Annotated in this window: 22 protein-coding genes; 6 read left to right on the forward strand and 16 right to left on the reverse strand. The window is 54.2% G+C overall.

Annotated elements, in window-relative coordinates; genetic code table 11:
* Positions 1–34 precede the first annotated feature (34 nt).
* The 10 genes from B1748_RS25895 to B1748_RS25935 all read right to left on the reverse strand — a co-directional run bounded on the left by B1748_RS25895 (position 35) and on the right by B1748_RS25935 (position 12805).
* On the reverse strand, positions 35–1258 hold the full coding sequence (locus tag B1748_RS25895) for a TadA family conjugal transfer-associated ATPase (protein WP_179215833.1): 1224 nt from the start codon (positions 1256–1258) through the stop codon (positions 35–37).
* A complete protein-coding gene (locus B1748_RS25900) occupies positions 1245–2411 on the reverse strand; it encodes a P-loop NTPase family protein (protein ID WP_087570844.1) in 1167 nt (388 codons plus the stop codon). The genes B1748_RS25895 and B1748_RS25900 overlap by 14 nt, the downstream gene beginning before the upstream one ends.
* Before the next feature lie 186 nt (positions 2412–2597).
* Positions 2598–2996: a nucleoside-diphosphate kinase gene (gene ndk, locus B1748_RS25905; protein WP_087570845.1), complete on the reverse strand. Its 399-nt coding sequence runs from the start codon at positions 2994–2996 to the stop codon at positions 2598–2600.
* A gap of 36 nt (positions 2997–3032) precedes the next feature.
* Positions 3033–3833 (reverse strand): pyruvate, water dikinase regulatory protein, encoded by an 801-nt coding sequence (locus B1748_RS25910; RefSeq protein ID WP_087570846.1) that lies wholly within the window; start codon positions 3831–3833, stop codon positions 3033–3035.
* Entirely contained in the window at positions 3830–4465 is a 636-nt protein-coding gene (locus B1748_RS25915; RefSeq protein WP_087570847.1) for a helix-turn-helix transcriptional regulator, read from the reverse strand. Before B1748_RS25915 ends, B1748_RS25910 begins: the two co-directional genes overlap by 4 nt.
* A gap of 662 nt (positions 4466–5127) precedes the next feature.
* Complete coding sequence (locus B1748_RS25920; RefSeq protein WP_087570848.1) at positions 5128–6360, reverse strand: NAD(P)/FAD-dependent oxidoreductase; 1233 nt, start codon at positions 6358–6360, stop codon at positions 5128–5130.
* A 19-nt stretch (positions 6361–6379) separates the two neighbouring features.
* Positions 6380–9775 carry a glycoside hydrolase family 44 protein gene (locus B1748_RS25925; RefSeq protein WP_143810387.1) on the reverse strand — a complete coding sequence of 1132 codons (3396 nt, stop codon included), beginning with the start codon at positions 9773–9775 and terminating at the stop codon, positions 6380–6382.
* Positions 9776–9849: 74 nt separating this feature from the next.
* Complete coding sequence (locus B1748_RS37030) at positions 9850–9993, reverse strand: hypothetical protein (RefSeq protein WP_179215834.1); 144 nt, start codon at positions 9991–9993, stop codon at positions 9850–9852.
* Positions 9994–10021: 28 nt separating this feature from the next.
* Positions 10022–12013: a sensor histidine kinase gene (locus tag B1748_RS25930; RefSeq protein ID WP_087570850.1), complete on the reverse strand. Its 1992-nt coding sequence runs from the start codon at positions 12011–12013 to the stop codon at positions 10022–10024.
* A gap of 108 nt (positions 12014–12121) precedes the next feature.
* Complete coding sequence (locus B1748_RS25935; protein WP_256975930.1) at positions 12122–12805, reverse strand: response regulator transcription factor; 684 nt, start codon at positions 12803–12805, stop codon at positions 12122–12124.
* A gap of 247 nt (positions 12806–13052) precedes the next feature.
* Here B1748_RS25935 and B1748_RS25940 point away from each other — a divergent pair, with 247 nt between their 5' ends.
* Positions 13053–13217 (forward strand): YycC family protein, encoded by a 165-nt coding sequence (locus tag B1748_RS25940; protein ID WP_087570851.1) that lies wholly within the window; start codon positions 13053–13055, stop codon positions 13215–13217.
* Positions 13217–13459 carry a hypothetical protein gene (locus B1748_RS25945; protein WP_087570852.1) on the forward strand — a complete coding sequence of 81 codons (243 nt, stop codon included), beginning with the start codon at positions 13217–13219 and terminating at the stop codon, positions 13457–13459. Before B1748_RS25940 ends, B1748_RS25945 begins: the two co-directional genes overlap by 1 nt.
* Before the next feature lie 52 nt (positions 13460–13511).
* Here B1748_RS25945 and B1748_RS25950 read toward each other — a convergent pair whose 3' ends face one another.
* On the reverse strand, positions 13512–14204 hold the full coding sequence (locus B1748_RS25950; protein ID WP_087570853.1) for a DUF2225 domain-containing protein: 693 nt from the start codon (positions 14202–14204) through the stop codon (positions 13512–13514).
* Between the two features lie 6 nt (positions 14205–14210).
* Positions 14211–14600: a globin domain-containing protein gene (locus B1748_RS25955; RefSeq protein ID WP_087570854.1), complete on the reverse strand. Its 390-nt coding sequence runs from the start codon at positions 14598–14600 to the stop codon at positions 14211–14213.
* Between the two features lie 399 nt (positions 14601–14999).
* Between B1748_RS25955 and B1748_RS25960 the strand changes: the two genes are divergently transcribed.
* Positions 15000–16166, forward strand: coding sequence for a nucleoside recognition domain-containing protein (locus B1748_RS25960; RefSeq protein WP_087570855.1), 1167 nt, complete (start codon positions 15000–15002; stop codon positions 16164–16166).
* Between the two features lie 96 nt (positions 16167–16262).
* Entirely contained in the window at positions 16263–17054 is a 792-nt protein-coding gene (locus tag B1748_RS25965; RefSeq protein ID WP_087570856.1) for an NAD kinase, read from the forward strand.
* A gap of 57 nt (positions 17055–17111) precedes the next feature.
* Here the strand turns inward: B1748_RS25965 and B1748_RS25970 are convergent, their stop codons facing one another.
* The 3 genes from B1748_RS25970 to B1748_RS25980 form a co-directional block, all read right to left on the reverse strand.
* Entirely contained in the window at positions 17112–17834 is a 723-nt protein-coding gene (locus B1748_RS25970; RefSeq protein WP_256975931.1) for a YutD family protein, read from the reverse strand.
* Between the two features lie 40 nt (positions 17835–17874).
* Positions 17875–18861, reverse strand: a complete 987-nt coding sequence (gene lipA, locus B1748_RS25975) for a lipoyl synthase (RefSeq protein WP_087570857.1) — start codon at positions 18859–18861, stop codon at positions 17875–17877.
* 181 nt (positions 18862–19042) lie between these two features.
* Positions 19043–19636 (reverse strand): Uma2 family endonuclease, encoded by a 594-nt coding sequence (locus tag B1748_RS25980; RefSeq protein WP_087570858.1) that lies wholly within the window; start codon positions 19634–19636, stop codon positions 19043–19045.
* Positions 19637–19796: 160 nt separating this feature from the next.
* Here B1748_RS25980 and B1748_RS25985 point away from each other — a divergent pair, with 160 nt between their 5' ends.
* Entirely contained in the window at positions 19797–20879 is a 1083-nt protein-coding gene (locus B1748_RS25985; RefSeq protein WP_256975932.1) for a M23 family metallopeptidase, read from the forward strand.
* 267 nt (positions 20880–21146) lie between these two features.
* Here B1748_RS25985 and yunB read toward each other — a convergent pair whose 3' ends face one another.
* A complete protein-coding gene (yunB, locus tag B1748_RS25990; protein WP_087570873.1) occupies positions 21147–22286 on the reverse strand; it encodes a sporulation protein YunB in 1140 nt (379 codons plus the stop codon).
* A 265-nt stretch (positions 22287–22551) separates the two neighbouring features.
* Between yunB and B1748_RS25995 the strand changes: the two genes are divergently transcribed.
* Entirely contained in the window at positions 22552–22767 is a 216-nt protein-coding gene (locus B1748_RS25995; protein WP_087570859.1) for a hypothetical protein, read from the forward strand.
* The last annotated feature ends 77 nt before the right edge of the window (positions 22768–22844 follow it).

The raw sequence follows: 22844 nt of genomic DNA on the forward strand, positions 1-22844 counted from the left end.
ACTAGATCCCACGGTTTGCTTCTCGCCGATATCTTCAGATCAGACCCGCCTCCTTCCCTGCGGCCCTAAGCTTATTCGTCCTCGCAAGCGGCACTTCCGTTCGCAACAAATGTCCGGCAGATGCGCCTTCCTCAGGTTCCCCTCTTACGAATAGAGGATTTAATGTAATTCTGCCCTCCTCGACGCCACCCATCTCGCAAATTTCCATCACGCGGCGTCTGCGGTCTCTGCCGCGGCTTAGATGAATGACGATGTCAATCGCGGAAGCGATTTGTCCCCGAATGACGGGAAGAGGCAGCTCGGCGGCGCCAAGCACCATCGTCTCCAAGCGGCCCATCATATCCAGCGCGCTGTTACCGTGACCGGTGGAGATAGAACCCTCATGCCCGGTATTGAGTGCCTGCAGCATATCGATGGCCTCCTCGCCGCGAACCTCGCCTACAATGATTCGGTTCGGCCTCATGCGCAGCGATGCGCGTATAAGCTCCCTAATCGTGACGCTTCCTTTCCCTTCCGTATTCGAATTTTTTGTCTCCAGCGAAACCAGATTAGGCACGGAAGCGATCTGCAGTTCGGCGGAATCCTCGATCGTGATGATCCGCTCCTCGCTAGGAATATGTTGCGACAAGGCGTTAAGGAATGTGGTCTTGCCCGTGCCGGTGCCTCCGCTAATAAAGATGTTGTATTTGGCCTCTACCAGCTCTTGCAGGAAAAAAGCCGCTTCCGTCGTAAGAGACTCCTTTTCAACCAGCTCCTTCATGCTCATGGGGCGTTCCGGGAACTTTCGGATCGTCACACATGGACCGCTGAGCGAGACTGGCGGCAGCACGACATGAACACGCGAGCCGTCGGGCAGCCTTGCGTCTACTATGGGCGAGGATTCGTTTACGATCCGATTGACCCCTGCCACGATACGCTGAATGAGATCCTGCAGCCTCTCCTCGCTTTCGAAGCTCTCCCGCAGCTTCGTCATCTCCCCTTGCCGCTCTACGAAAATATCCTTATGGCCATTGATCATGATTTCGTTGACGAGCGGATCCTCCATCAGCGGCTGCAGCAGATCAAGTCCGCGAAAGGAATGGTAGAGCCGCTTGACCAGCTTGACCTTGTCAGCCGCGGAAAGGAATCGGCTCTCAGGCCACTCAAATACGACGCATTCGGTTTTGCGAAGCAATTCTTCATCCGTAATGGAAGCGGTGAAGTCGATCGATGCTCTAATACGGCTGCGCAGCTCCGCAATACTTTCATCCGGCGGCACGTCTGCGATCTCCCTCTGACATCAATCGTTTTACCAACAGACTGGCTGCGGCCAGATAAGACGAGGATGCAAGAGGCGAGCAGCCCTGTGAGCGCCATTCCGGCACCTCTGGCAGCCATGCGGTAGATTCCTTAGGCAGTCCTGTCATCCCCCCGAACTCGCCGGCTTCTACTGCTCGCGAGCCCCCATTGCATACGAGAAGACATCTCTTCCACAGGTCTCCGCAACGTCCCTCTGAATCTTGCCGGATGTAGGACATGGCCTGCCGCTGCTTGTCGATGACAGAACGATCATTCCTTACGACTTCGTAGACGAGATCGACCTTCCGCAACAACGAAACTTGCGCTTCCGACCATCCGGCATCCATATCCAGAACAAGCAAATCATAGCCTCCGCTCGATGATATTGCCGCAGCAAGCCCGACATAATCCTCGCCGCCAAGCGTCAACCTGTCCTCCGGGTTCCCGAAACCAGGCATATAATCGCACTTCAGCACGGCGTTGTACCTGCGAGAGCTCTCCAACTGTTCGCGAGTCACGGCATTGCCCGACTTTACAAGATAAAGAAGATCAGACAGACCCGCGCCAGCTTCCTCCCGTCTGCCGTCTCCAAACCAGACCCGTGTGGTGTCCCAGCATTCCAGATTAACATAACAGGCACGCATGCCAGCCGCTCCGGCCGCAGCCGCAAGATGGAGCGCAACCGTCGTCTTGCCAACGCCGCCTGCTGCCGAATGCACGGCTGCGACAAGCGTTCGCTCCGTTCCCGCCAAGCCCCTCAAGCCATTAGCTGCCAGACTAACTGAACGCTCTATTCCCGCACCGTCGATACATATTCTCTCCAGTGCATTCATAAATTGCGGAAGCGCTTGGTAACGATACAGTTCCAGTTCTCCTTCGCCAGAAGCCGGTCGATCGCTCAGCAAAACAACCGGCACGCCTTGCGCTGCACGACGCAACTCATCCGCGAACTCCCGCTCCGCGACGATAATGTCGATACTGAAGCCCTGCTTCATATACTGCTTGCACGAGTTAACGCTCGTGAATGCCGTTATCTGCCATCTCGCCGCATAGACGCTCCCTCTAATGTAGTCAGCGAGCCTTCTGAGATACTCCTTCTCCTTGACCGCAACGGCCAATTGCAGCTTGTTCATCCCATCCTCTCCTCTTCTCCAGCGCTATCACCGCCAAAACTCCGCTGCAACACAAAAAACACCGCAATGCATGCAGCCTATTGCTGCAACATTGCGGTGCTTCCGCTGGTGGTATTGAACTTTGATTAAAAATCTACCATATACTAGTGTGATTCGTCAACTATTTTCAATTTTCGAACAACCACTTTAATGAAAATAGAGGTTGATCTCTCTTTCCGCGTTATCCTCGCTATCGGAGCCATGGACAATATTGCTGGCCACATCAATAGCGTAATCTCCGCGGATCGTGCCTGGCAGCGCATCGGAAGGATTAGTTGCGCCGATAAGCGACCGCGCGTTTTTAACCGCGTCCTTCCCTTCGAGCACCATCGCGAATACGGGACCGGATGTAATGAAATCTACCAGCTCATCAAAAAATACTTTTGAGCGCAGATGATCGTAATGCTCCTCGGCCACCATACGATCCAGTTGCATCAGCTTCGCGGCGGCCAACTTGAACCCTTTCTCCTCGAATCTCGAAACAATATGACCCGTCAATCCACGGGCAACTCCATCCGGCTTTACCATCACAAATGTTCGATCCATTGCTACCCCTCCATCTTTATTCATAGGTATTGACATTTATTTCGCAAGCCATTCATAAATAATGCCGGCCGTCTCTTCGATGGCTCTGTTCGTCACATCGATGATCGGGCAATCCAGCGACTCCATAACGCCTGCCGCATAATCCAGTTCCTCCCGAATCCGATCCTGCGAGGCATATTGCGCCGTGGACGGCAAGCCCAGCGCCTTAAGCCGCTCTGAGCGAATATGCAGCAGATGATCCGGCTGCATGGTAAGCCCCACAATGATTCTCCCCGGCCCCTGTCTCAGCTCTTCCGGCGGCGTCACTTCAGGCATGAGGGGCAGGTTTGCCACTTTAATGCCTTTGTGCGACAGAAATACGCTGAGCGGCGTCTTCGAGGTACGAGACACTCCGATGAGAATAACCTGCGCTTGCGTAAGACCGAATACGTCCTTGCCGTCATCGTATTTGACTGCAAATTCAATGGCTTCCATCCGCTTATGATATTCTGCGTCGATCGAGTGGAGCAGCCCAGGCTGCCTGCGCGGAAGATCGTTGAACGTGTCGACATACGCCTGCATCATAGGGCCCATGACATCGACCGCGCGGATGCCCAGCTTACCCGCTTCCTCCCGCATCAGCTCCCGCAGCTCCGGCTGCACGAGCGTGTAGCTGATAAAGCCGCCCGTCAGCGATGCTTCCGCAATAATACGCAATATTTCGTCTTCCGTGCGAATATGTCCGTAACGTTTTATTTTGACTTGGTCGGTCGAGAATTGTCTAAGCGTCGCCTTGGCGACGGCTTCCGCCGTCTCCCCCACCGCGTCCGAGCAGACATAGATGTATGGTTGCTTCATAAACCAGGCTCCCCCAATTCCTGAGATGTCGCGTGTTCCGCCATCAAGCGAATAATATTCGATTTGGACACCCAGCCCGTAACGACGGGCTGCCCTGCGCCATCATCCGATTCGACGGTAACAGGCAGGCAGTCCACTTGATGAAGCGACATTTTGCGAATGGCGTCGAGCACAGAATCGTCCGGTGACAGCGTCACGATATTAGGATAACGCGTCATGACCATGCTGACGGGAATAGAGGCCGCACCGGCATTGCCGAGCGTGATCTTTAGCAGATCCTTGGGGGTAATTATGCCCGCAAACCGCTTGTTCTCCGTAACAACGAGAAGCGTGTCCGCATTCTCCGTGAACAACATAATGACGGCATCGTGAACGGATAACGTATCCGGAATGTTTACCGGCACCCCTTGCACGTCCTTCACCTTCATCGAGTTAAATCTCGGCAGCGGTTCCCCGGCCGTCCTTAATGTATTTCCGAGGAAATAACCAACCTTGGGCTTCGCGTCCAGCATGCCCAGCATGACAAGCAGCGACAAGTCCGATCTAAGCGTCGGCCGGCTCACGCCCAAATATTCCGCAAGCTGCTCGCCTGTAACGGGCGAATGTTTTTTGACGAGATCCAGAAGCTCCAACTGTCTGGAAGTAAGCTGAATCGTTCTCCCCTTCTTCCTTATTATGAGTCATATTAACTATATTTGTGTCTTAATTAACTTGGATTAATATATCATATATTCTTTTACCGCACAATACGAGGAACAAAATCACCTGAAGGTGATTCAAAAACCCCAAAAACGTCCGATCACTCGCCGCTCAATGGACATAAATGACGTTATTCTTCGATTTTTTAGGTTTTCGAAAATCTAAAGGACATAGAGAGGCTATCTATTAAATGTGCAAAGGTGAAATTGCGGCAAGCGTCCGGAAAGAAATGAACGGGAGCAACTGCAACGGAAATGAAAGACGTTATTTCGGCAAAAAGCGGCACTTCGCAAATCTAATGGAACTGACAGCCCTTATGAAGGGCAAAAGCTCGCGATTTGCCTGGATTTATCACGAATAACGTCGCAGAGTTCCGTTTAGATTTTAATATCACGCCAAACGATCCATATAAACTCATTTCAATCGGAGAATGACAGGTCAAGTATGGAGATTGCTTTCCTATGGTTGAAACACAAAAAACGCCCCCGGCTCCGCTCTCGATCGAGCAGCTCCAGAGGCGTAAACGTCCAGCCTTATGCAAATTCAACTAACGTAATGTCTAAGCTTATCTTCAATATATAACGCCACTTGCGTTTCATCGATTCTGTTCTATTAACCGCATCACATGTCCCTGGAACTGTTCCGGCTCCACCGCATGATTATATATGCCGAGGAATGCCGCGGTCGCATCGGGATTGGCAGCGATCAGTCCGTTCACATAATGCTCCTCCGGCGTAAACGGCACGTTTTTGGTGAATTGGCACGCCATACGGAAGCGGGACATCATGGCCTCCTCCGTCTGCTTCTGGTAAGCTTCCGACATAACGTCCCAATGACCTTCCCAGCGGCCCTCATACCTATTTAGCACACCAGCCAAAAAGCGCGCGCTGAGCATGGCATCCGGCATCCCTTGCCCAACGGCGGGATCCTTAAAGGAGAGCGCATCTCCGACAAGCGCCCATCCTTCTCCCATGCCTCGATGCCAGTCATTGTCATAACCCAGCAGCCCCTTCACGTGTCCGTGAAGCGATGCTTTAGGAAGCCTGCCCCCTATCGCGGTGCCCTGGAAGCTGTCGAGAACGATTTCGCTCATCGCTTCCCCGGGCGCTTGCCTAAATCGTGACATCCAGTATTCGTCGGCAAGCGGGAACATGATCCCCACCACATGCAGACCGTCGCCGGTCGGGAACACGATCCCCAGCTTGTCGCCGACCTTGTACAGCTCGGTGTGTATTTCGCCTTCCTGCCGATAGTTCTCGTAATAGCCGATGTATGAAGCGAAATCGGTGGGCACGGAGATCAGCGTCTCGGCTCCTGCCAGCTTTCTTACCGCGGAGTTGCGGCCGTCGGCTCCGACCACCAGCTTGGCGGGAAACTTCATGCGCTCTCCTGCGCGAGTAACTCCTTCCACGCCGGCAACCGCGCCGCCTTCCCACAGAAGCCCCGTCACTCGGAAACCCTCCAGCGTGGATACTCGCGGCCTGTTCGAAGCATGGCGGAACAACACACCGTCCAGTACCGTCCTCCTGATGCAAAGACAGTCGTGACGTCCCTTCACCTCCGGGAACTGGCCGTCGATAACGGCATCATCGAACTGAATGACAGCTCGGCTGTAGGTCGGCGTGCCCGATGCGAGCAACGAATCCAGCACCCCCATCTCCTCCAGCATCGCCATGCCGTGCGTCAGAAAATTATGCGTGGACAACGTATCGCTCGGAAACGTCGCCTTGTCGAGCAACAGGACGCTATAACCTGACTTGGACAGCTCGTAAGCGAGCGTGGAGCCCGCTACCCGGGCCCCCGCAATAATGACATCGTATGCTTGCATGATATCGCTCTCCTTCTGATCAGGATGGATCAATGACAATCAGCGTGGCGGACCGCTTTGGCAGCTTCAGAGACAGCATGCCTTCTCCGCCGATCACAATATCTCCCGTTTTGCCGAGCCGCCGAGAAGCGCTGAAGGAATAGATTTCGCCCTGAGCTCCTGTGCTGATGCCGGTATTCAGCTCGATATCTCTCGACAAGGTGTCTTTGTTAAACAGCAGCATATAGGTTTTGCCTTCCTCCCCTTCAATCGTGTACGCGCCTACGGCATCGTACAAAGAAGAGCCTGTCTTTACGCTGCTGCCTTGAATGGAGGAGCCTTTGCCGTCGTAGTCCAAATACAGCTTGAACGCATCTTCGATCGGCGTGCCTGCGCGGAAGTTGCCAAATCGCGTAGCCAGATCAACGCCTTCCCTGCCGAAGATGGCAAGCGCCTCTGCCTGTGCGAGACCGGCCGTGATGCCCACTCCATTGCCGAAGTTGTATTCCGTAATCGCCAGCTTCAAGTCCGGCATGCTTCCCGCAATAATCTCCTTCATCCGCGGTATAAGGCGAACGGGCTGCTGGATCCAGGATTGATCCACGAAATTATCGTCGTACAGCGTCTTTAGCGCCTGGAAGCGCCGTTTGGCCGCAAGAGGGCTTTCGTCCTCGGAAGGCACGGCCTGCTCCTGCGAATAGTAGTGAATGTCGAGATAATCGATCAATCTTGTCCCTGTATCCGTTTCGTGCTGCTTAACCTGATCGAGATACCACTCCAGGAACGGCTTGCCGCCGTGAGCCTGGCGGTCCGGACCGTCCGCGCACATATCCGCGGAGGAATAGAAGTAGCCGCACCAGCCCCATGCTACCGGGCCGAACAACAACGAATCGGGATCGGCTGCCTTGATCGCCGAGCCGTATTGCACCGTTTTGTCCCACAGCTCGTCATAGGTCGGAGCCTCGGGATGCACGTCGCGATGCGTCACATGCCAAATTTCCGGTTCGTTGTCGAGGGCATACATGCGCACTTTGTCATCCGTGCGGCCCGCGATGTGGTTAATCCAGCCTGTCGCGAATTCCGGTCCTACCTGAACGGACGTATCGCCGGGATCGTTGCCCGTGACATGCTCTCCGCTTGCCAGCACGCCATTGCCCGCATCCCGCAGATCGGGAGACCAGCGAATCTGATTGCCGTACAGATGCTGCGAGAACCCATAGCTCACCGTCCTGTCCTTCGGCGTCCAGCCGATGGTAGGTACGGTAATGAGCACATTATCGCCTCGTCCCAGCACCCGATCGATAAATTTGTCCGAGGTCGAGCCATGAGGCAGCAGTTCGGGTTCGTCGTTGTCATAAGGGTAGTTGATATAGAACCAGTCGTCCGCGCGGTTAGCCGTATCAAGCTGCCAGTTGTATCGCGTCGTTTGGTTGCCGCCCCACCGTTCGATCGGGAAGGACAGCGCCGAGTCCGTTGGATAATTATCATCAAAATTAATGCCGTAGATATCGTTGCTGATCGGCTTGCGCTCCGAGGACTGGTCGATGTCCACCGAGATGCGCGGCAATTCCGGCTCCGGCAATTGTCCCGGATTCGGATTGGCCAGCAGCGCGATATCATCGATATAAACCGTTCCTTGGTTGGCTTCGGTGGCCGCTTGCAGGATAAGACCGTCGAACGTGCCGGAATCCAGTCCCAGATCTGCCAGGTTCACCGTCACCTTCGTCCATTGCCCCGCTGTCAGAACGCCGTCCGGCAGCAATTCTCCCAGATGTACGACGCCTCGCGACTGTCCGCCGTCGTATACATGGAACATAAGCGCCTGTCCGCCTTCTTCGCCGCCATGCAGCCAAAATTCGAAGCCGTAATACTGTTCCAAGTTCAGCTTCTGCTCGCGATTGATCCAGACGCCGTCCCAGCCGTCCGGCTCGAACTTGATCGAACGGCTGCCGCTATGCGTTTGCTCCGTATTGGCGAAGTCCTTTTCATGCCAGCTGTAGTTGCGGTATCCCTCTGCCAATCCATCCGTATACAGGGGCTGAGACTCGACTTCGGTAATCTGCACATAACCTTCGGCCGTAAAAGTCCGATAGTTTGCGCTCACCTTTACAATGCCTTCACCCAGCGCCGTTAGCTTGCCATTGTCGATTGTCATGAGATCCGGTCGATCAACGGACCATTCCGCGTCATCCGTCACGATCGACGTGTCGCCGGAAATGGAGAAGGTCTCGGCATGGATTTGGCGTTCTTCGCCAGGCATCATCACGACTTGAGGATGACTCAGCCGCAGTTCGGCCACAACGGCCTGCGCCGCTTGCCTTGACGTGACGCCAATGTCGTCGATGTACACGGCCGGTTGTCCCCCTGCAATTCCTCCTGTCAGGCGGAAGCCGTCGAACAGGCGGTGCTCCAGCTGCAATTCCGCCAGATCAATCTCCACCGCTGTCCAGGCATTCGCCGGAATGCCCTCCGGAATCCAGCGTTCCAGCGGATATTCGGCCGCCGCCACTCCTCCTGCCGTTAGCGCCAGCTTAACGGACTGGCCGCCCTCCGCGCCGCCGTTAACATAGAATCGCAGCTTCTCATATTCGTTGACCGTCAGCAAATTGCCGCTGTACAGGTACAGCGCCCGATCTCCGTCCGGGACATATCGAATTGCGTTTTCTCCCGTGCGTCTGACCTTCTGCTGCTCCAATACAACCTCGCCCCAGCTGTAGTTCACCATGAAGCCGGCCAGCCTATCATCATAGAGATAGACCCCCTGGATGGGCTCGACAGGCTCCACCGGCCCCGGCTCCCCGCCTCCCGGCTCTTCCCCGCCAGGTTCTCCTCCTCCAGTTCCGCCGCCGGGCTCTTGACCCGACTGTTGTCCTCCGCCGCCAGTGCCCATGCCGGTGAAAGCCATGCTGTCCAAGTAAATCGGGCTCTGCGCTCCCCCGCCCCAGATCAAAATGCCGTCCATCCAGCCTGTTACGCCCGAAGCCGCGAGCGGCACAGTAACCTTGGCCCATTCGTTCCCTGGCACACCTTCCGGCAGCAAATTGGCGGAATCCATCTCGGCGATGCTTCCGCCGCCCAGAGTAAATACGAGCTTGAACGCCGCACCCTCGCTTCCGCCGCCATGCACCCAGAAACTAAATTCCTCGAATTCGCTGGCGTTCATGATTCGATCCTTGTAAAGGTAGACCGCCTCTCCATGGCCAGCCGAAAACCGGATCGATCTAGACCCTTCCCGTACCGTTCCCGTCTCTTCCAGATTGACGCCAGACCAGCTGTTATTGCTAAATCCCTCTCCCAAACGATCGTCAAATACGGTCAACGCCGTACCCGAGCCGAAGGTTCGACTTCCCGGTATAGCCATCTGCGCCAGCAGCAGCGCCGCCATTAACGCAAGCGCGATGGCCCTGATCCCTCTGGTTCTTATGCCTCTTTCCATGTTCATTCTCCTTTTCACTGGCAAGTCTTGGATTGATCAATCACAGTGTAAAAGAATCGCCAGAATCCCAGTAGTTACAATCCGTCATCGTTTTTGTCATACGTGTCACGAAGTGGCTTGCTATGCCGAGTCTCGATCACTCTCCTAAACGCGCAACAGCCGCCGGTCGGCATCCCGTCCCGGGAAGCCAGCCAGCGGCTGTCGTCAACATCAAGCATTATTTAACATGCTCCAACCAGCCCAAAATCAGCTCAGAGGAATGGTAATGACGAGTTCGCACCCTGCAGGCAAGCGGTCCGCACCAGCGGATGCTCGCACAGACACGCTGCCCCCGAGCAGTTCCACCCGTTCCATCATGGAGCTGAGCCCGAAGCCCGGGGCGCTCTGTTCGTAAGGCTCGCCATCGTTGGATAGGCTGAACCGAAGCTCGTTCTCCTCGCAAGCGATACGGAAACGGAAGCGATAGCTTCGGCCATGGCGAATGCCGTTCGTCAGCCCCTCTTGCAGCGCATGGCATAAGACTCCTTCCGTCACTGTGCCCAATGACAGCTCGCGAGGAAGCAAAATATCGCTCTCTACCTTAACCTCCATCGTGTCCTCCGCATACTGAATGAGTTCGCGAAGAGATGCCTCCAGCGACAGCGGCTGTTCTTCGTCCGATTTCATCAGCCGAACCGTCTTGCGGATATCGTTTAACCCTTTGCGCACCAACTCATCAAGCAAATCCAGCTTTTCTTGCGGAACTCCGCCTTGCCGATCGGTCAGCTTGCGGGTCGCCTCCAACTGAACGATTGCAGCGGTTAACGTATGACCGACGACGTCGTGCATTTCATAAGCGATACGATTGCGCTCCTCAAGCACCGAGATCTCCGCGAGCGTCTCCGCCTTCTCCCGCAATGTAACGGCAAGCGTCCGGTTCGCCCGCTCCAGCTCGGAGGTTCGGGTATCCACCAGCTTCTCCAGATTACGATGGAATTGCTCCAACTCCCTGTTCTTCACCAGCAGCTCGGCCGCGTTGCGCTCCGACTCCAAATGCACCTGACGAACGCGGACCACGATGACCATGACCGTACAGATCAGGAACAAAAAGAATACATTGGGCAGCATGCCCTCCACCACCCGGTACAGATAGGGGATCTCCATCATAAGTCTCGTTAGCGGCAGGGGGAAGATAAACGCAATAATACTGACGATCGACCCCATCGTAAACGTCCAATACCCGCGCAGCAGCCAACGTTTCTCCAGCCGTGTCGTTTCCCCTCGCGATCCGTAAGCATGACGCGCCAGTGCATAAGTCACCGTGCTGAAGCCGACGAGCGCAATAAAGAGTTCGCCCATCCCGACCCATTGGTGGAAGATGCTTGGTGCAACAGCCGCAAACAAAATGGCCGCAGCCGAATAAAAGCCCATCGCATAATGCGCGAACTTAACATAACGGAAGCTTCCAGCGTTAAGCGCATTCGCATAAAAACCCATGCACGCCCAAATCGCAAATGGAGTGAGCAGCAGCCCCCAATGGTAGGCACTGCTCATCGGAATGAACCATTGCAGAGTACGGCAAGTTAGCAGCAGCCCCCAGCTGGAAGCCAGGCAGAAGAGCGAGAACCACCCGTAGATACGCTCCCTCCTTCTGAGAAACAGCACGAGTCCCGTGACTCCGGCCGCAGTTCCCAGTGTGGAATATACGATGAATGCTAGCTCCGACACAATGGAGATAAATAAAATTTGATCCAGCTCGCCCATCATGACGAGGTCGTGTCCCAGCAACCCTGCCTTTTCCCATTCCGCCCGAATAAGCAGATGCCTGCCGGCAGTATCGGATGGTATGCTTGCCGCATGTATCATTCGCGTTGGACTCATATAACGAAGTTTGTCATCCATATTGAACCGGTAGATAGATTCGCCATCCAGAAACGCTTCGAATCTATTCATCATCGAGAAGTACAGATAGGGATTGTTCCAATGCAGATCGGGCAAGGGCCGCTGCAACAGCACCGTGCCTTCATAATTGTCGAGCTTGGCTTTGGCGGCTTCATCAAATGGCACCCACTCAGCCTTCTCCGGCGATGACGCCCCGAAAGCGACCTCCCAGTGCAGAGACAGTACAGTGAAAGGTTCTCTTTCTCCATCAATCCGGCTCGACTGGCTCAATAGCACCATGGGCAGGAATGTGCCTATGACAACGGCGCATACAAGCAGCCATGGCAGAAAGGATAGACGTTGCCTTAGTATTCGCATGCATGGTTAGCTCCTTATGCGGCGTTTTCCGCCGCCGTCTTGACCTGAGCAAGTTGCGATTGGGCGCGCAGCCGCAATAACGGGTCGGTTGTCGCTTTGCGTCAACATTCAGTACGAATCCTCGAGCAGCATTTTCCTCAGCAGCGCAACGGCTGCCTGGCGATCGCTTGTACCGAGTTTGTTGTAGATGACGCTAATATAGTTTCTTACGGTTCCTTCGCTCATGAACAAGCCGGAGGATATCTGCTTATTGCTGTACCCGTCGATCATAAGCATAATGATCTTGCGTTCTCGCTCCGTGAACGAATATCCGCTCGCTTTGAGCTTGTCTTCGTCGAATGAATCCGCTCTGCTGTCTGACAAGACGGACAGCTTGGCGGCCAGCTTCGAGGCGATAGGCGCCGGAAGCATAACAGCGCCGCTCATTGCCTCGTGTATCGTCTGCACGATTTTTTTGGACGGCATGTCCTTGAGGAGAAAGCCATCCGCTCCGCCGGCCATCGCGTCGATGATGAAGCGGTCTTCGGCGAAGGTGGTCAGCATAAGCACCACTATGGAAGGATGTTCGCGCTTCAATCTTTTCATTGCTTCGATGCCGTCCATGACGGGCATCTTAATATCCATAAGCACAACATCCGGCTGCTGCCGCGACGCCAGCTCCACTGCTTGCAATCCGTTCTCGCATAAGCCGACGATGTCCAAATCCTCTTCCGATTGAAGTATCGTCTGCAGCCCTTCTCTCAGCAAACGCTGGTCGTCGACGATCATAATGGATATCACGGGCTCAGTCACCTCTTATCGTTTCCTTGTTCAATGCTTTTCTCAAAAGTGTAGCAAACACATGGGAAATCGTATAGAGGATTCCAACATTCCATGACAGGTATGACAAAAACGATGACACCCCGTTCGCAGGATCATCCTATTGAACACAAAAAAAACGGGCGGCCTCTGCAATTCATTTGCTAGAAGCATGCCCGTCGGTGTATAACAGTAATAGTGCGAGTTCAAAAAGTTCGGTTTTTAAATTGGAGGATAACCTATGTCTAAACCATTGCAAATATCACCTGACACGGCGATAAAGCTATCCAAGGAGCTAAATGTCCCGATCGAGAATCTGATGCATATGCCAAGGCATATCTTGCTGCAGAAGCTTGCCGAGCTGGCCAAGTCCGAAGCGGACAAAGGAGAGAGCAAGCCGCAGTGATGATTCCGTTTGAGAACACATGGCCGTACGAGAACATGATGGGCGACCTGTATGTTGCCGAATGTCCGTTCTGCGACGCCGAGAACGTGCTGCTGCTGCTTAAGCCAAGCGAGCTGCCGCTCATACGCGACGGCAAAAAAAGGCTGATGATCCTTCCTTGCTGCCATGGCAGAATGACCATTATTGACGCGGACAGAGACTACTTGCTCGCGGACAGTCCCTTGCGCCGATCAGGCTCCTGACGGCGCAAGGCTGTCTCCGCAGCTAAGGCGATGAAGCCGCAGCCGTGCTTGTCTATACAACCGCCTCGGATTTGATGCCGTCATGCTGCCCCATCTCCTCGCGAATAAGCTGCCATTGCTCCCGGCATGCCCGAATCATGGCAGCGTCCATAATTCGTTTGTCGCTGACGACGCGCGAGAACCACTTAACCGCTTCGTTCCACTCCCCGATTCTCCGGTTCAGCTCGCCGATTAGAAACATCAGTCTGGCATTGTTCAAGCTGTTGCCTTCCAGCTCGTACACCTTGATGTAGGATTCCAGCGCGAATGCGAGGAACCTCTTCTCCTGCGCGACGTTCCCCTCGTAACGGTATAACCACGCGATGTGATGCAGCAAGCCCGACAGAATACGGTCAGGAGCTCCTGTAGCCTGCGCAGCCAGCAAAGCCAGCTTGTACGTCTCCATCGCTTGTCTGGCGGTCCGTTCACCGCTGTATTGAAGTCCCTTCCAGTTCGATCCGATTACATCGTAATAGCTTTTCTTCTGCTTGTCGCTTAGACGCTCAAAGCCATTATCCGTCGATGCATAACCACAGCCCGGACATACTTTTACGACATAAAAGTCCGGGTTGACGCCCTTCTCGTAATAACCGCAGAAATCTGAATCCATGCGAGATGCCCTCTTGAAACTCGGTCGAACTCTGGATGTTGTATAAGTCGTTTCACAGCAAATGCAAGTTACCTTGGATTCATATAGCGGTTCCATGAGAATTCACGTCTCCTCTTCTGATGTGTTTACAAAATGATACGCGGGTCCCGACAGTCTCTCGATCAATAAATCCCGCAGCTCTGGCGTATGTCCGGCTTCTTCCAGCGCGCTGCGCATGCAGCTCAGCCACGCTTCCGCATGGCGACGTGTAATGGGAAATGGCATATGCCTTGCTCGCATCATGGGATGGCCGTGCTCATCGGAATACAGGCTTGGCCCCCCGAGAAATTGGGATAAAAACATATACTGCTTGTCTATGACGGGATTAATATCCTCCGGAAATAGCGGTCCTATCAATGGATGGGCCTGCACCTTGGGGTAAAATAACTCGACTATAGTCCTAATACCTTCTGCTTCGCCTACCGCCTCATAGAGGCTAATATTCCTTTTCATCGTCAAAACCATCTCCAAACTGTAGGTAATTAGTATTATAACACATCGAAAATAAAAAAGGACAAAAAAAAGCCCGCGTCCGCGGGACTTAAGACTTATGTGGGTCAGCATCTCATTGATACGATTCGTACTCTTCTTCTGCCGGTGCCGCAATGGACTCCCTGATGACGTAGACAAAAGCGCAGACGAGAATGCCGGCGATAATACTCATGATCATCACTCCAAGCGTGTCAGGATGATTCTATTGTACCATAAAAAACGCTGTTTAAAACCAAAATCGCAAGCGTTTACAAACTGTAATATTCCTGTAACATTCTGCAATAGTTATGGATGTCCCACTCCTAACATATATGTAGGTATGGAGTCCGTACAGGCCCTCCCGTCGGAAGGAGACACACGATGCTGCGCTCAATGATCCACCCGCTGTCCTTGACCGCGATGTCAGCCTTGTTCGTCACGTTGCTCATGGCCGTCTTTCCCAACGAAACCATATATGCCTCCCTGCGTGGCTTGTCGATTTGGTGGCAAGTGCTGTTCCCTGCCCTTTTCCCCTTCTTCGTGATTTCCGAGGTGCTGCTTGGACTGGGTATCGTTCACTTTCTTGGCAAGCTGCTGGATCCGCTGATGCGCCCTTTGTTCCGACTTCCCGGCATTGGGGGATTCGTCGTTGCGATGGGGTATATGTCAGGTTACCCGGTCGGCGCAAGATTAACCTCCCAGCTTTGGGAACAGAGACTTATTACGCGCATCGAAGGCGAGCGTCTTGTCGCATTCACGACGACCTCGGATCCCATCTTCCTCATAGGGGCCGTATCGGTCGGCTTCTTCCATAATGTCGCCTTGGCGCCGGTGCTTGCGGCCGCGCATTACGGCAGCGGCTTCGCGGTCGGCTTGCTCATGCGCCTTCACGGCAGGAGCGAGGAGATCGGCAGCAAGCGCCATGGGGCATCCGAGCCCTCCGCCGAGAAACCCATCGTCTCCGCTTCTACGTCCTCTTCATCCGCAAGGGGAGATTCAGATCCGACGCCCTCTGTTCCTGTCGCGGGAGGGAAGACAAGGCAAAGAAGCCGATTCTATTCTGCCCTTCACGCTATGCATGAGGCTCGTCTGCTCGACGGCCGCGACATGGGCAGACTGCTGCAGGATGCCGTGCAATCCGCGCTCAAGCTGATGATCGTCGTAGGCGGACTCGTCGTGTTTTTTTCGGTTGTGATGGAGATGCTTACGCATGCGGGACTTGTCTCCGCGCTGTCCGAAGGGCTCCGACTTGTCCTGGGACTGGCAGGTCTGCCTCCCGCCCTCGCAGACGCAGTCGTCTACGGTTTATTCGAAGTGACGCTCGGCGCGCGTGCGGCAGGCATGGCCGGAACCGGTCTGCTGCATCAGGTCGCGATCGCGGCCTGGGTGTTATCCTGGGCGGGACTATCGGTTCATGCACAGGTTGCCAGCCTCGTCAGCCGGACAACGATGAGGTACCGGCCGTTCCTTATAGCGCGATTGCTCCATGCATTCCTGGCGGCCATTATGGTCTATCTGCTTTGGGGTTTCCTCGGCCCCTCGCTTTAACGCGGCGAATCATCTCGAATAACCTGTCATATCGTTGAAATAAAGGGCGATTTCCGCTATCATCAAAGTACTGACAGTTCGGAAGGAGAACGCGACTTGAAATACGCCGTAATCGACAGAGGGGACCCTTTATCCAAATCGCTGGTCCAACAATTCCATGCACTTGCCGCCGCAAGAGGGTTCGTCCTGGATGAAGAGAGACCCGAATTCGTCATCTCCATCGGCGGAGACGGCACTCTGCTCCAGGCTTTCCACAAGCACGTGGATCATATCGCGGACGTCGCCTTCATCGGCATACATACAGGGCACCTCGGCTTCTACGCAGACTGGAACGCGGACGAAATCGAGGAGCTCGTAAGATTAATGGCGGAGGAGACTCCCAGGCTCGTTCGTTATCCCCTTGCTCAGATCGAGGTGGAAACAAACACCGAGACGCTTCATTACGTAGCGCTTAACGAATTTACCTTGAAGGGCGTAGACGGCACCCTCGTCGCGCAAATCAATATTAACGACGAGCTGTTCGAGATGTTCCGGGGCGATGGCATCGTCATCTCAACCCCATCCGGCAGCACTGCTTATAACAAGAGCTTGGGCGGCGCCATCGTCCATCCGTCCATCGAATCGCTTCAGATTGCGGAGATTGCTTCCATCAATAATCGGGTATTCCGGACGCTCGGCTCCTCCGTCATGCTGCCCAAGCACCACCATTGCGACATCATATCCAAGAAGGAGCAGCGAATTCAACTCAGCGTGGACCACGTCAACATGATGCACAGCGACATTCGCTCCATCCGCTGCAGCGTATCGACTCGCAAGGTGACGTTCCCGCGATACCGCGCCTTCACCTTCTGGAACCGCGTACGCGAAGCGTTTATAGACATGACTTAAAAAGACGCCGCGTACTCTCCTTCGAGGAGATACCCGGCGTCTTTTTATCTTTTTATTCTATGGCTGCTGCGGCTTGTGGTTCTGGCCTTCCGATATAACGGCTGATTCGCTCCCTGCAACCTTAACCGGCTTCTTGCCGCGGTGATCGTTAGGCCGATTGCGATTGTTTTTCCTAAAGGACTGATCGCGGTCACGGCGCTTGTTCTCTCCCGGCTCGGTAGTAGAATCCTTCTCCTGCCCTTGTCCTCCACGGGATGAAGGCTGTCCCTTGCCGCCGTGGCCATGGTGATTGTTGTGGCCATTATGACTCCGATGCCGGGCTCCGCCATGCTGATCCTTTCTCGCAGGGACCTGTCTGTCCATCTCATGACTCTGATCGGCCTCCGAAGTAGAAGAAGCAGCTGCGGATTCCACCGCTGCACGAAGATCGTAGCCCGCCAGCCTTGGAGCCTCGGGATCCACGTTAAGATCCAGATCATCCGCATCCGGCTCGTGATTACCCCCTTGCTTCTTCTCCAGAACGAAATACGCGCAGCCGAAATTGCAATATTCATTAATGTAATCGGATACGCCCGAAAAGCTGCTCTCCTTGGCCGCCTTCTGATGGCCATCGCGGAAGAAACCCTTTAATCGGAGCTGGTTGTAACCCCAGTCGCCGATAATATAATCGTAACGCTCTAATACTTCGCTATACCTGTTACGGAACGCTTCGGGATTCCACCCATTGCGATTTTCGTGCATGAGCTCGTACGATTTGCCCCCGATATGAATCAATGCCATTGTTACCCCCCGCTTCAGCGTCGATTAACGATTAATTGGCTCAGGCCAGCGCTCCCGAAGCGGCGCTTGCGCAGGAACCCGATGAGGACTCCAGACCCAGTCCCCTATTGTCTTCCAAAGCCTGGCCCTTCTCTTCTGCGGCGATTGCCGCATGAGCGGAATCCGTCTGTTCGTGCGCATGATACGAGCTGCGTACGAGCGGTCCCGATTCGACATGGCGGAAACCGCGATTTTTGCCCTCGATCTTAAGCTGGGCGAATTCGTCTGGATGAACATAACGTTCGATTGGCATATGCTTAGGCGTAGGCTGCAGGTATTGGCCCAGCGTCAGAATATTGCAATCCACGGCGCGGAGATCGTCCATCGCCTGAATAATCTCGTCATACTGCTCTCCAACGCCCAGCATGATGCTGGACTTCGTCGGAATCTTCGGCTTCATCTCTTTGGCCCGGCGCAGCAACTCCAGAGAACGTTTGTACTTCGCCTTCGCGCGGACGCGATCCGACAGCCTTGCTACGGTTTCGATATTATGATTCAAGATATCCGGATTGGCATCCATAACAACTTGCAGAGCATCCCAATTGCCCATAAAATCCGGAATAAGCACTTCAACCCGGCAGAACGGCAGCCGCTTGCGGATAGCCGAAATTGTGGCCGCAAAGATGGACGCGCCGCCATCGGCTAGATCGTCGCGTGCTACGGATGTTACGACACAGTGCATTAGCCCCATCTGCTCCGCCGCTTCCGCAACGCGCTCAGGCTCTTGCAGATCCAGCTCAGTCGGCATCCCCGTCTTGACCGCGCAGAATCGGCATGCACGCGTGCAAATATCGCCAAGAATCATAAACGTAGCGGTCCTGTTCGACCAGCACTCGTAAATATTCGGGCAACGCGCTTCTTCGCAAACGGTATGCAGCGTCTTGTTCCGCATCATATTTTTAATTTCGGCATAGTTGCCATCGGTCGTTAATTTTATGCGAAGCCAGTCCGGCTTTGGCAATTTCTCGCGTTTGTTGCGTTCGCTCATATCCATTCCCTGCTTTCACGTTACGTTATAAGTTTACGGCATTGCCATTATTATAACACGCTCTGCTGGCAAAAAGTAATGACAAGCTCTCCAAGATTGATCGTTGATCCATAGTTAATACGAATGCGATCCATCGCAAAACGATATAAGTCGGCGGCGATTCCTTCCGCTTTGTATATCGTTAAGGTCTGCCCTTGTCCAGCTTCAGCACATGATCTACAGAAAACGACACGCATGGGATCCGCTCCGAAGTCACGGTATCATCGTGTCCGAATACTTGCAGCAGAACGTAAGGCTTGCCCGGCTCTTTCAGTACGTATTGCTCGATCGTCAAATTGGCTGGATCGGCAATCCAGTATTCCGGGACGCCGAATCTTGCGTAGGATTCCTTCTTCATCGTCCGGTCGCGCTTCGCGCTGTTCGGCGACAGAATCTCGACCACAAGGTCTGGCGGACCTACAATGGCGTGTTCTTCAATAATATGTTCCCTGCTTCTGTGAATCATAAGAATATCCGGCTGTCTGGTCTCGCTCTCCGATAAAATAACGTCGATAGGGGAGTCCAATATGATATACTCTAGTTCGCAAGAGTCTGTTATGACACGCTCTAATTGATGACTGATCCGCTGATGGGTCGTTGTTGGGGAAGGCTTAAGCTCTAAAATGCCCCCGACGATTTCGTACTGATTGCCGTCCTCCGGCAGCTTGTAATAATCCTCGACCGTCCAGCCGGATTCCTTCCAGAGCAGCGGTTTATCCTTCGGCTCGCCATACATGATCCATCAGCCTCCCAAGTCATTTTCCGCCATTATACCACACATATGTTCGTAATTTCCAGCAACAAACCATGCGGAAGGCTGGGGGTTGGGGATAAAAACGGCAGTTCTGCAAAAACTATCGTTATGACCTCATGCTTATCGAAAGGGTGAGACGCAATTGAAAGCCATCATCCCGCTCTCAGCGCTGATTGCGGCCGCATTGCTGCAGGCTGTGCCCGCGACGGGAGCCGCGGCGGCAGCCCCAGTAAAACAAACACAACCCTCCGGCACTGCTGTCATCCAATCTCAGGCAGCAGGCGCGGCGGAGGAAGGACAACTCGCTGCCAATCTCTTCGACCAGCGCAGGGAGCTCTACGATCAACTAAGCAACGTTACCGGCGTCGAATGGTATTGGATTGCTGCGGTTGATCAATACGAACGCTCCATGTCCAAAGCGAAGCCAAAGGCACGCCCCCTGTTAGGACAAATAGCCGGAGTTTTTGTGGAGCCCGAGCGATGGGCAGGACCGCTTAATCCTGACTCCGATGACAGCTCCCCTGCTTCCATTCGTTTCTTCGAAGGGATCGGCAAGGACGGAGACGGCAACGGTCTCGCGGAACGGACGAGCGACATCGACCTGCTGTATTCGCTCATTACCTTTATGGGAGCAAAAGGCACGGTCGATATGCGATTTCCGGCTGGCGTATGGGATTATTACCATAATAACCGCGCCGTTCAACGGGTGGAGCAATTCGCTGCCATCTACAAGCATTACGGCAAGCTTGATCTATTCGAGCACGCCTTCCCTCTTCCGCTCGGAACTTCGTATTCTTACAGGGATACATGGGGCGATCGCAGAGGCTGGGGCGGCAGACGGAGCCATGAAGGAACAGACTTGTTCGCGGGCCACGGCACCCCGGTGCGAAGCACCTGCTACGGCATTATCGAGATCAAGGGCTGGAACAAGTACGGCGGCTGGCGAATCGGCATTCGTGATCTGAACAACCATTACCATTATTACGCGCATCTCTCCGGCTTCGATAAAAAGCTTAACGTCGGCGACATCGTCGAAGCCGGTCAAGTGGTTGGCTGGGTCGGCAGCTCCGGCTATGGCAAGCCAGGCACATCCGGCAAGTTCCCGCCCCATCTCCATTACGGCGTCTACAGCGATCGCGGCCTTCTGGAATGGGCTTTCGACCCTTATCCCATGCTTAAGCGCTGGGAACAAGCGGAATGGCAACGGCGTCGGAGCGGGAAGTAACTGCTCGCTGGCATTACAGATTGACGATAATGTTTATAAGCCGGATTGCCGAAACAGTGATGCGGCATTTAGGTCGGTCTCGTCGACCTAACTCCAACAAAGCGAGCTTCTCGCAGCTTTTAGAGCGGTGATACCGTCTTAAACCTCAAAAAGCAGCAACAGTGGCTTCACGTCGCTCATATTTCACACACAAAACAGGCTTCCCATCAAAGTCAATAATGATTTGACGGGAAGCCTTTTCGCGTTCAATGCCTTCGGGTAGCGCCCTTATTCCGACTGCAGCTGAATCGACGAACTTCCTTGGGAAGAGTCGCCGTTGCTATGGCCTCCCGGAGCCGAAGGTTCTCCTGGCAATGCTCCTTCGTCTGCCGCACCGCCTTCACTTTCACCCGGCTTGGCTGTAACGCCCCCCGCTCCTTGCTGCAGAGGGACAGATATGTTGGGCGCTTGGGCGGCGGAATCGCCAACCGGCTTGCCCGTACCGTCGTAATAATACATCGGCACATCGCCAACGACGAGCAGATACGAGATCGGAATTTCGGTTTCGACCACCTCGGGTTCCGTATCGAACGGAATAATAATGGATACCTCAGCGACGACTCTAATATACACTTCCACCAAAACCATATTGATGCCGGCGCCCCGTTCGCGGGTATTTAGCTCCACCTTCGTCGCTCCGACCGGCTCGAATTTAACGGGGACCGTAGGACCGAACGACGAGATGATCGCACTGCCGAGGGCATGGCCGATCGGGATATGCTCCGGAATATGCTTGATCTCGCTGAGCGCCGCCTGGACCGTCTTCACCGTCTCCGACGTAATGCTGATATGCTCCGCATAATTCAGCATGAAGCCGGATACTTTGCCGTCCGCGTTCATCTTCCAATCGATAAGTTTATCGGCCTCTGACTTGTGCGCCACCTGGTCCGTGATTGCTTTGTTAATCGCCTGTGTGGCTACCTGCTTCACCCTGACCTTCGCAATGTTCATAAGCGGAGGCCGCAGATTGCGTTCTATGAACACGAACGAGGGTATCGAGAAGACGATCATGAACAGAAGGAGCCATAACAGAATCATCCGTTTGCGAAGACGCGGGCGACTCCGCGGTTCTTTTGGCCTTGTCCCCCATACGGTTGGCTGCGAGGGGCGCTTGGATCCTGCAGCACCGCCCAAGCTGAATGTAAAGATTGGTCTCCGCCGCTTCCAGCTTGCAGCCGGCTTCCCTGCTGCGGGTCTTGCTCCCCACTTGATGCCGCCGCTCCCTGGGCCCGACTTGGTCGTCCCGATCCTGCCCTTCCCGTTTCCCCAGCTTACCGTCTTCGTGCGCCGGAATGAACTGCCCGAACCAAGCCCTGACAGCCCGTCACCGAATCGCCGCCACCAACTCCGTCTTCCCCATCTTGCCATCGCCATCCCCCCGTCCTGTCCTTCTCCATACCCAAGCTTATGCAAAACCCACCCAAAAAAGAAACGGATTGTCCCTTACCCGCCCTTATGGCGTCTCATCCCAACACCAGCGAAACGAAAAGAAGCAATGACAGAACCTATGATGACAAACAGGTTGTTCCATCAAGCCGGATCATGTACACTATTAAACTAGAGGCAGAACGGAGCTGTGTAACGGATCACGGCGGACAACGGAACATTGACGGTGATTGGAGGAGTAGATAACATGTCGCTAAACCGCAAATTGTTGACCGATGCCGACTTCGAGGAGGCACTGGAGAAGGGCACTCGCATTCGCGTCTTCCGCGACAATCTTATCGTCGACGGAAGCTCTGTCATTGTCCGGTTTGACGATACAACCGTCGTAACGCAATCCAGCGTCAGCGATCTTATGTATCATGAACGGGCAGGCTGCGAGTTTTTTGATATTAGGCGCCGATAGGAAGGATCTCAACGTATACATAGCTAATTTCGAAGCAATAACATATAATGAAGCGAATGATTGGTCAAGGCAGCCAG

It is taken from the genome of Paenibacillus sp. MY03 (assembly GCF_002165585.1).
GTDB classification, from domain to species: domain Bacteria; phylum Bacillota; class Bacilli; order Paenibacillales; family Paenibacillaceae; genus Pristimantibacillus; species Pristimantibacillus agaridevorans.

Coding starts and splice junctions, on each gene's coding strand:
- B1748_RS25900 (WP_087570844.1), bottom strand. CDS start 2,411: ATGAACAAGCTGCAATTGGCCGTTGCGGTCAAGGAGAAGGAGTATCTC.
- B1748_RS25955 (WP_087570854.1), bottom strand. CDS start 14,600: ATGAAAAGGAATATTAGCCTCTATGAGGCGGTAGGCGAAGCAGAAGGT.
- lipA (WP_087570857.1), bottom strand. CDS start 18,861: ATGAGCGAACGCAACAAACGCGAGAAATTGCCAAAGCCGGACTGGCTT.
- B1748_RS25910 (WP_087570846.1), bottom strand. CDS start 3,833: ATGAAGCAACCATACATCTATGTCTGCTCGGACGCGGTGGGGGAGACG.
- ndk (WP_087570845.1), bottom strand. CDS start 2,996: ATGGATCGAACATTTGTGATGGTAAAGCCGGATGGAGTTGCCCGTGGA.
- B1748_RS25930 (WP_087570850.1), bottom strand. CDS start 12,013: ATGCGAATACTAAGGCAACGTCTATCCTTTCTGCCATGGCTGCTTGTA.
- B1748_RS25970 (WP_256975931.1), bottom strand. CDS start 17,834: ATGGCATTGATTCATATCGGGGGCAAATCGTACGAGCTCATGCACGAA.
- B1748_RS25925 (WP_143810387.1), bottom strand. CDS start 9,775: ATGGAAAGAGGCATAAGAACCAGAGGGATCAGGGCCATCGCGCTTGCG.
- B1748_RS25940 (WP_087570851.1), top strand. CDS start 13,053: ATGTCTAAACCATTGCAAATATCACCTGACACGGCGATAAAGCTATCC.
- B1748_RS25950 (WP_087570853.1), bottom strand. CDS start 14,204: ATGGAACCGCTATATGAATCCAAGGTAACTTGCATTTGCTGTGAAACG.
- B1748_RS25960 (WP_087570855.1), top strand. CDS start 15,000: ATGCTGCGCTCAATGATCCACCCGCTGTCCTTGACCGCGATGTCAGCC.
- B1748_RS25920 (WP_087570848.1), bottom strand. CDS start 6,360: ATGCAAGCATACGATGTCATTATTGCGGGGGCCCGGGTAGCGGGCTCC.
- B1748_RS25945 (WP_087570852.1), top strand. CDS start 13,217: ATGATTCCGTTTGAGAACACATGGCCGTACGAGAACATGATGGGCGAC.
- B1748_RS37030 (WP_179215834.1), bottom strand. CDS start 9,993: ATGCTTGATGTTGACGACAGCCGCTGGCTGGCTTCCCGGGACGGGATG.
- B1748_RS25980 (WP_087570858.1), bottom strand. CDS start 19,636: ATGTATGGCGAGCCGAAGGATAAACCGCTGCTCTGGAAGGAATCCGGC.
- yunB (WP_087570873.1), bottom strand. CDS start 22,286: ATGGCAAGATGGGGAAGACGGAGTTGGTGGCGGCGATTCGGTGACGGG.
- B1748_RS25995 (WP_087570859.1), top strand. CDS start 22,552: ATGTCGCTAAACCGCAAATTGTTGACCGATGCCGACTTCGAGGAGGCA.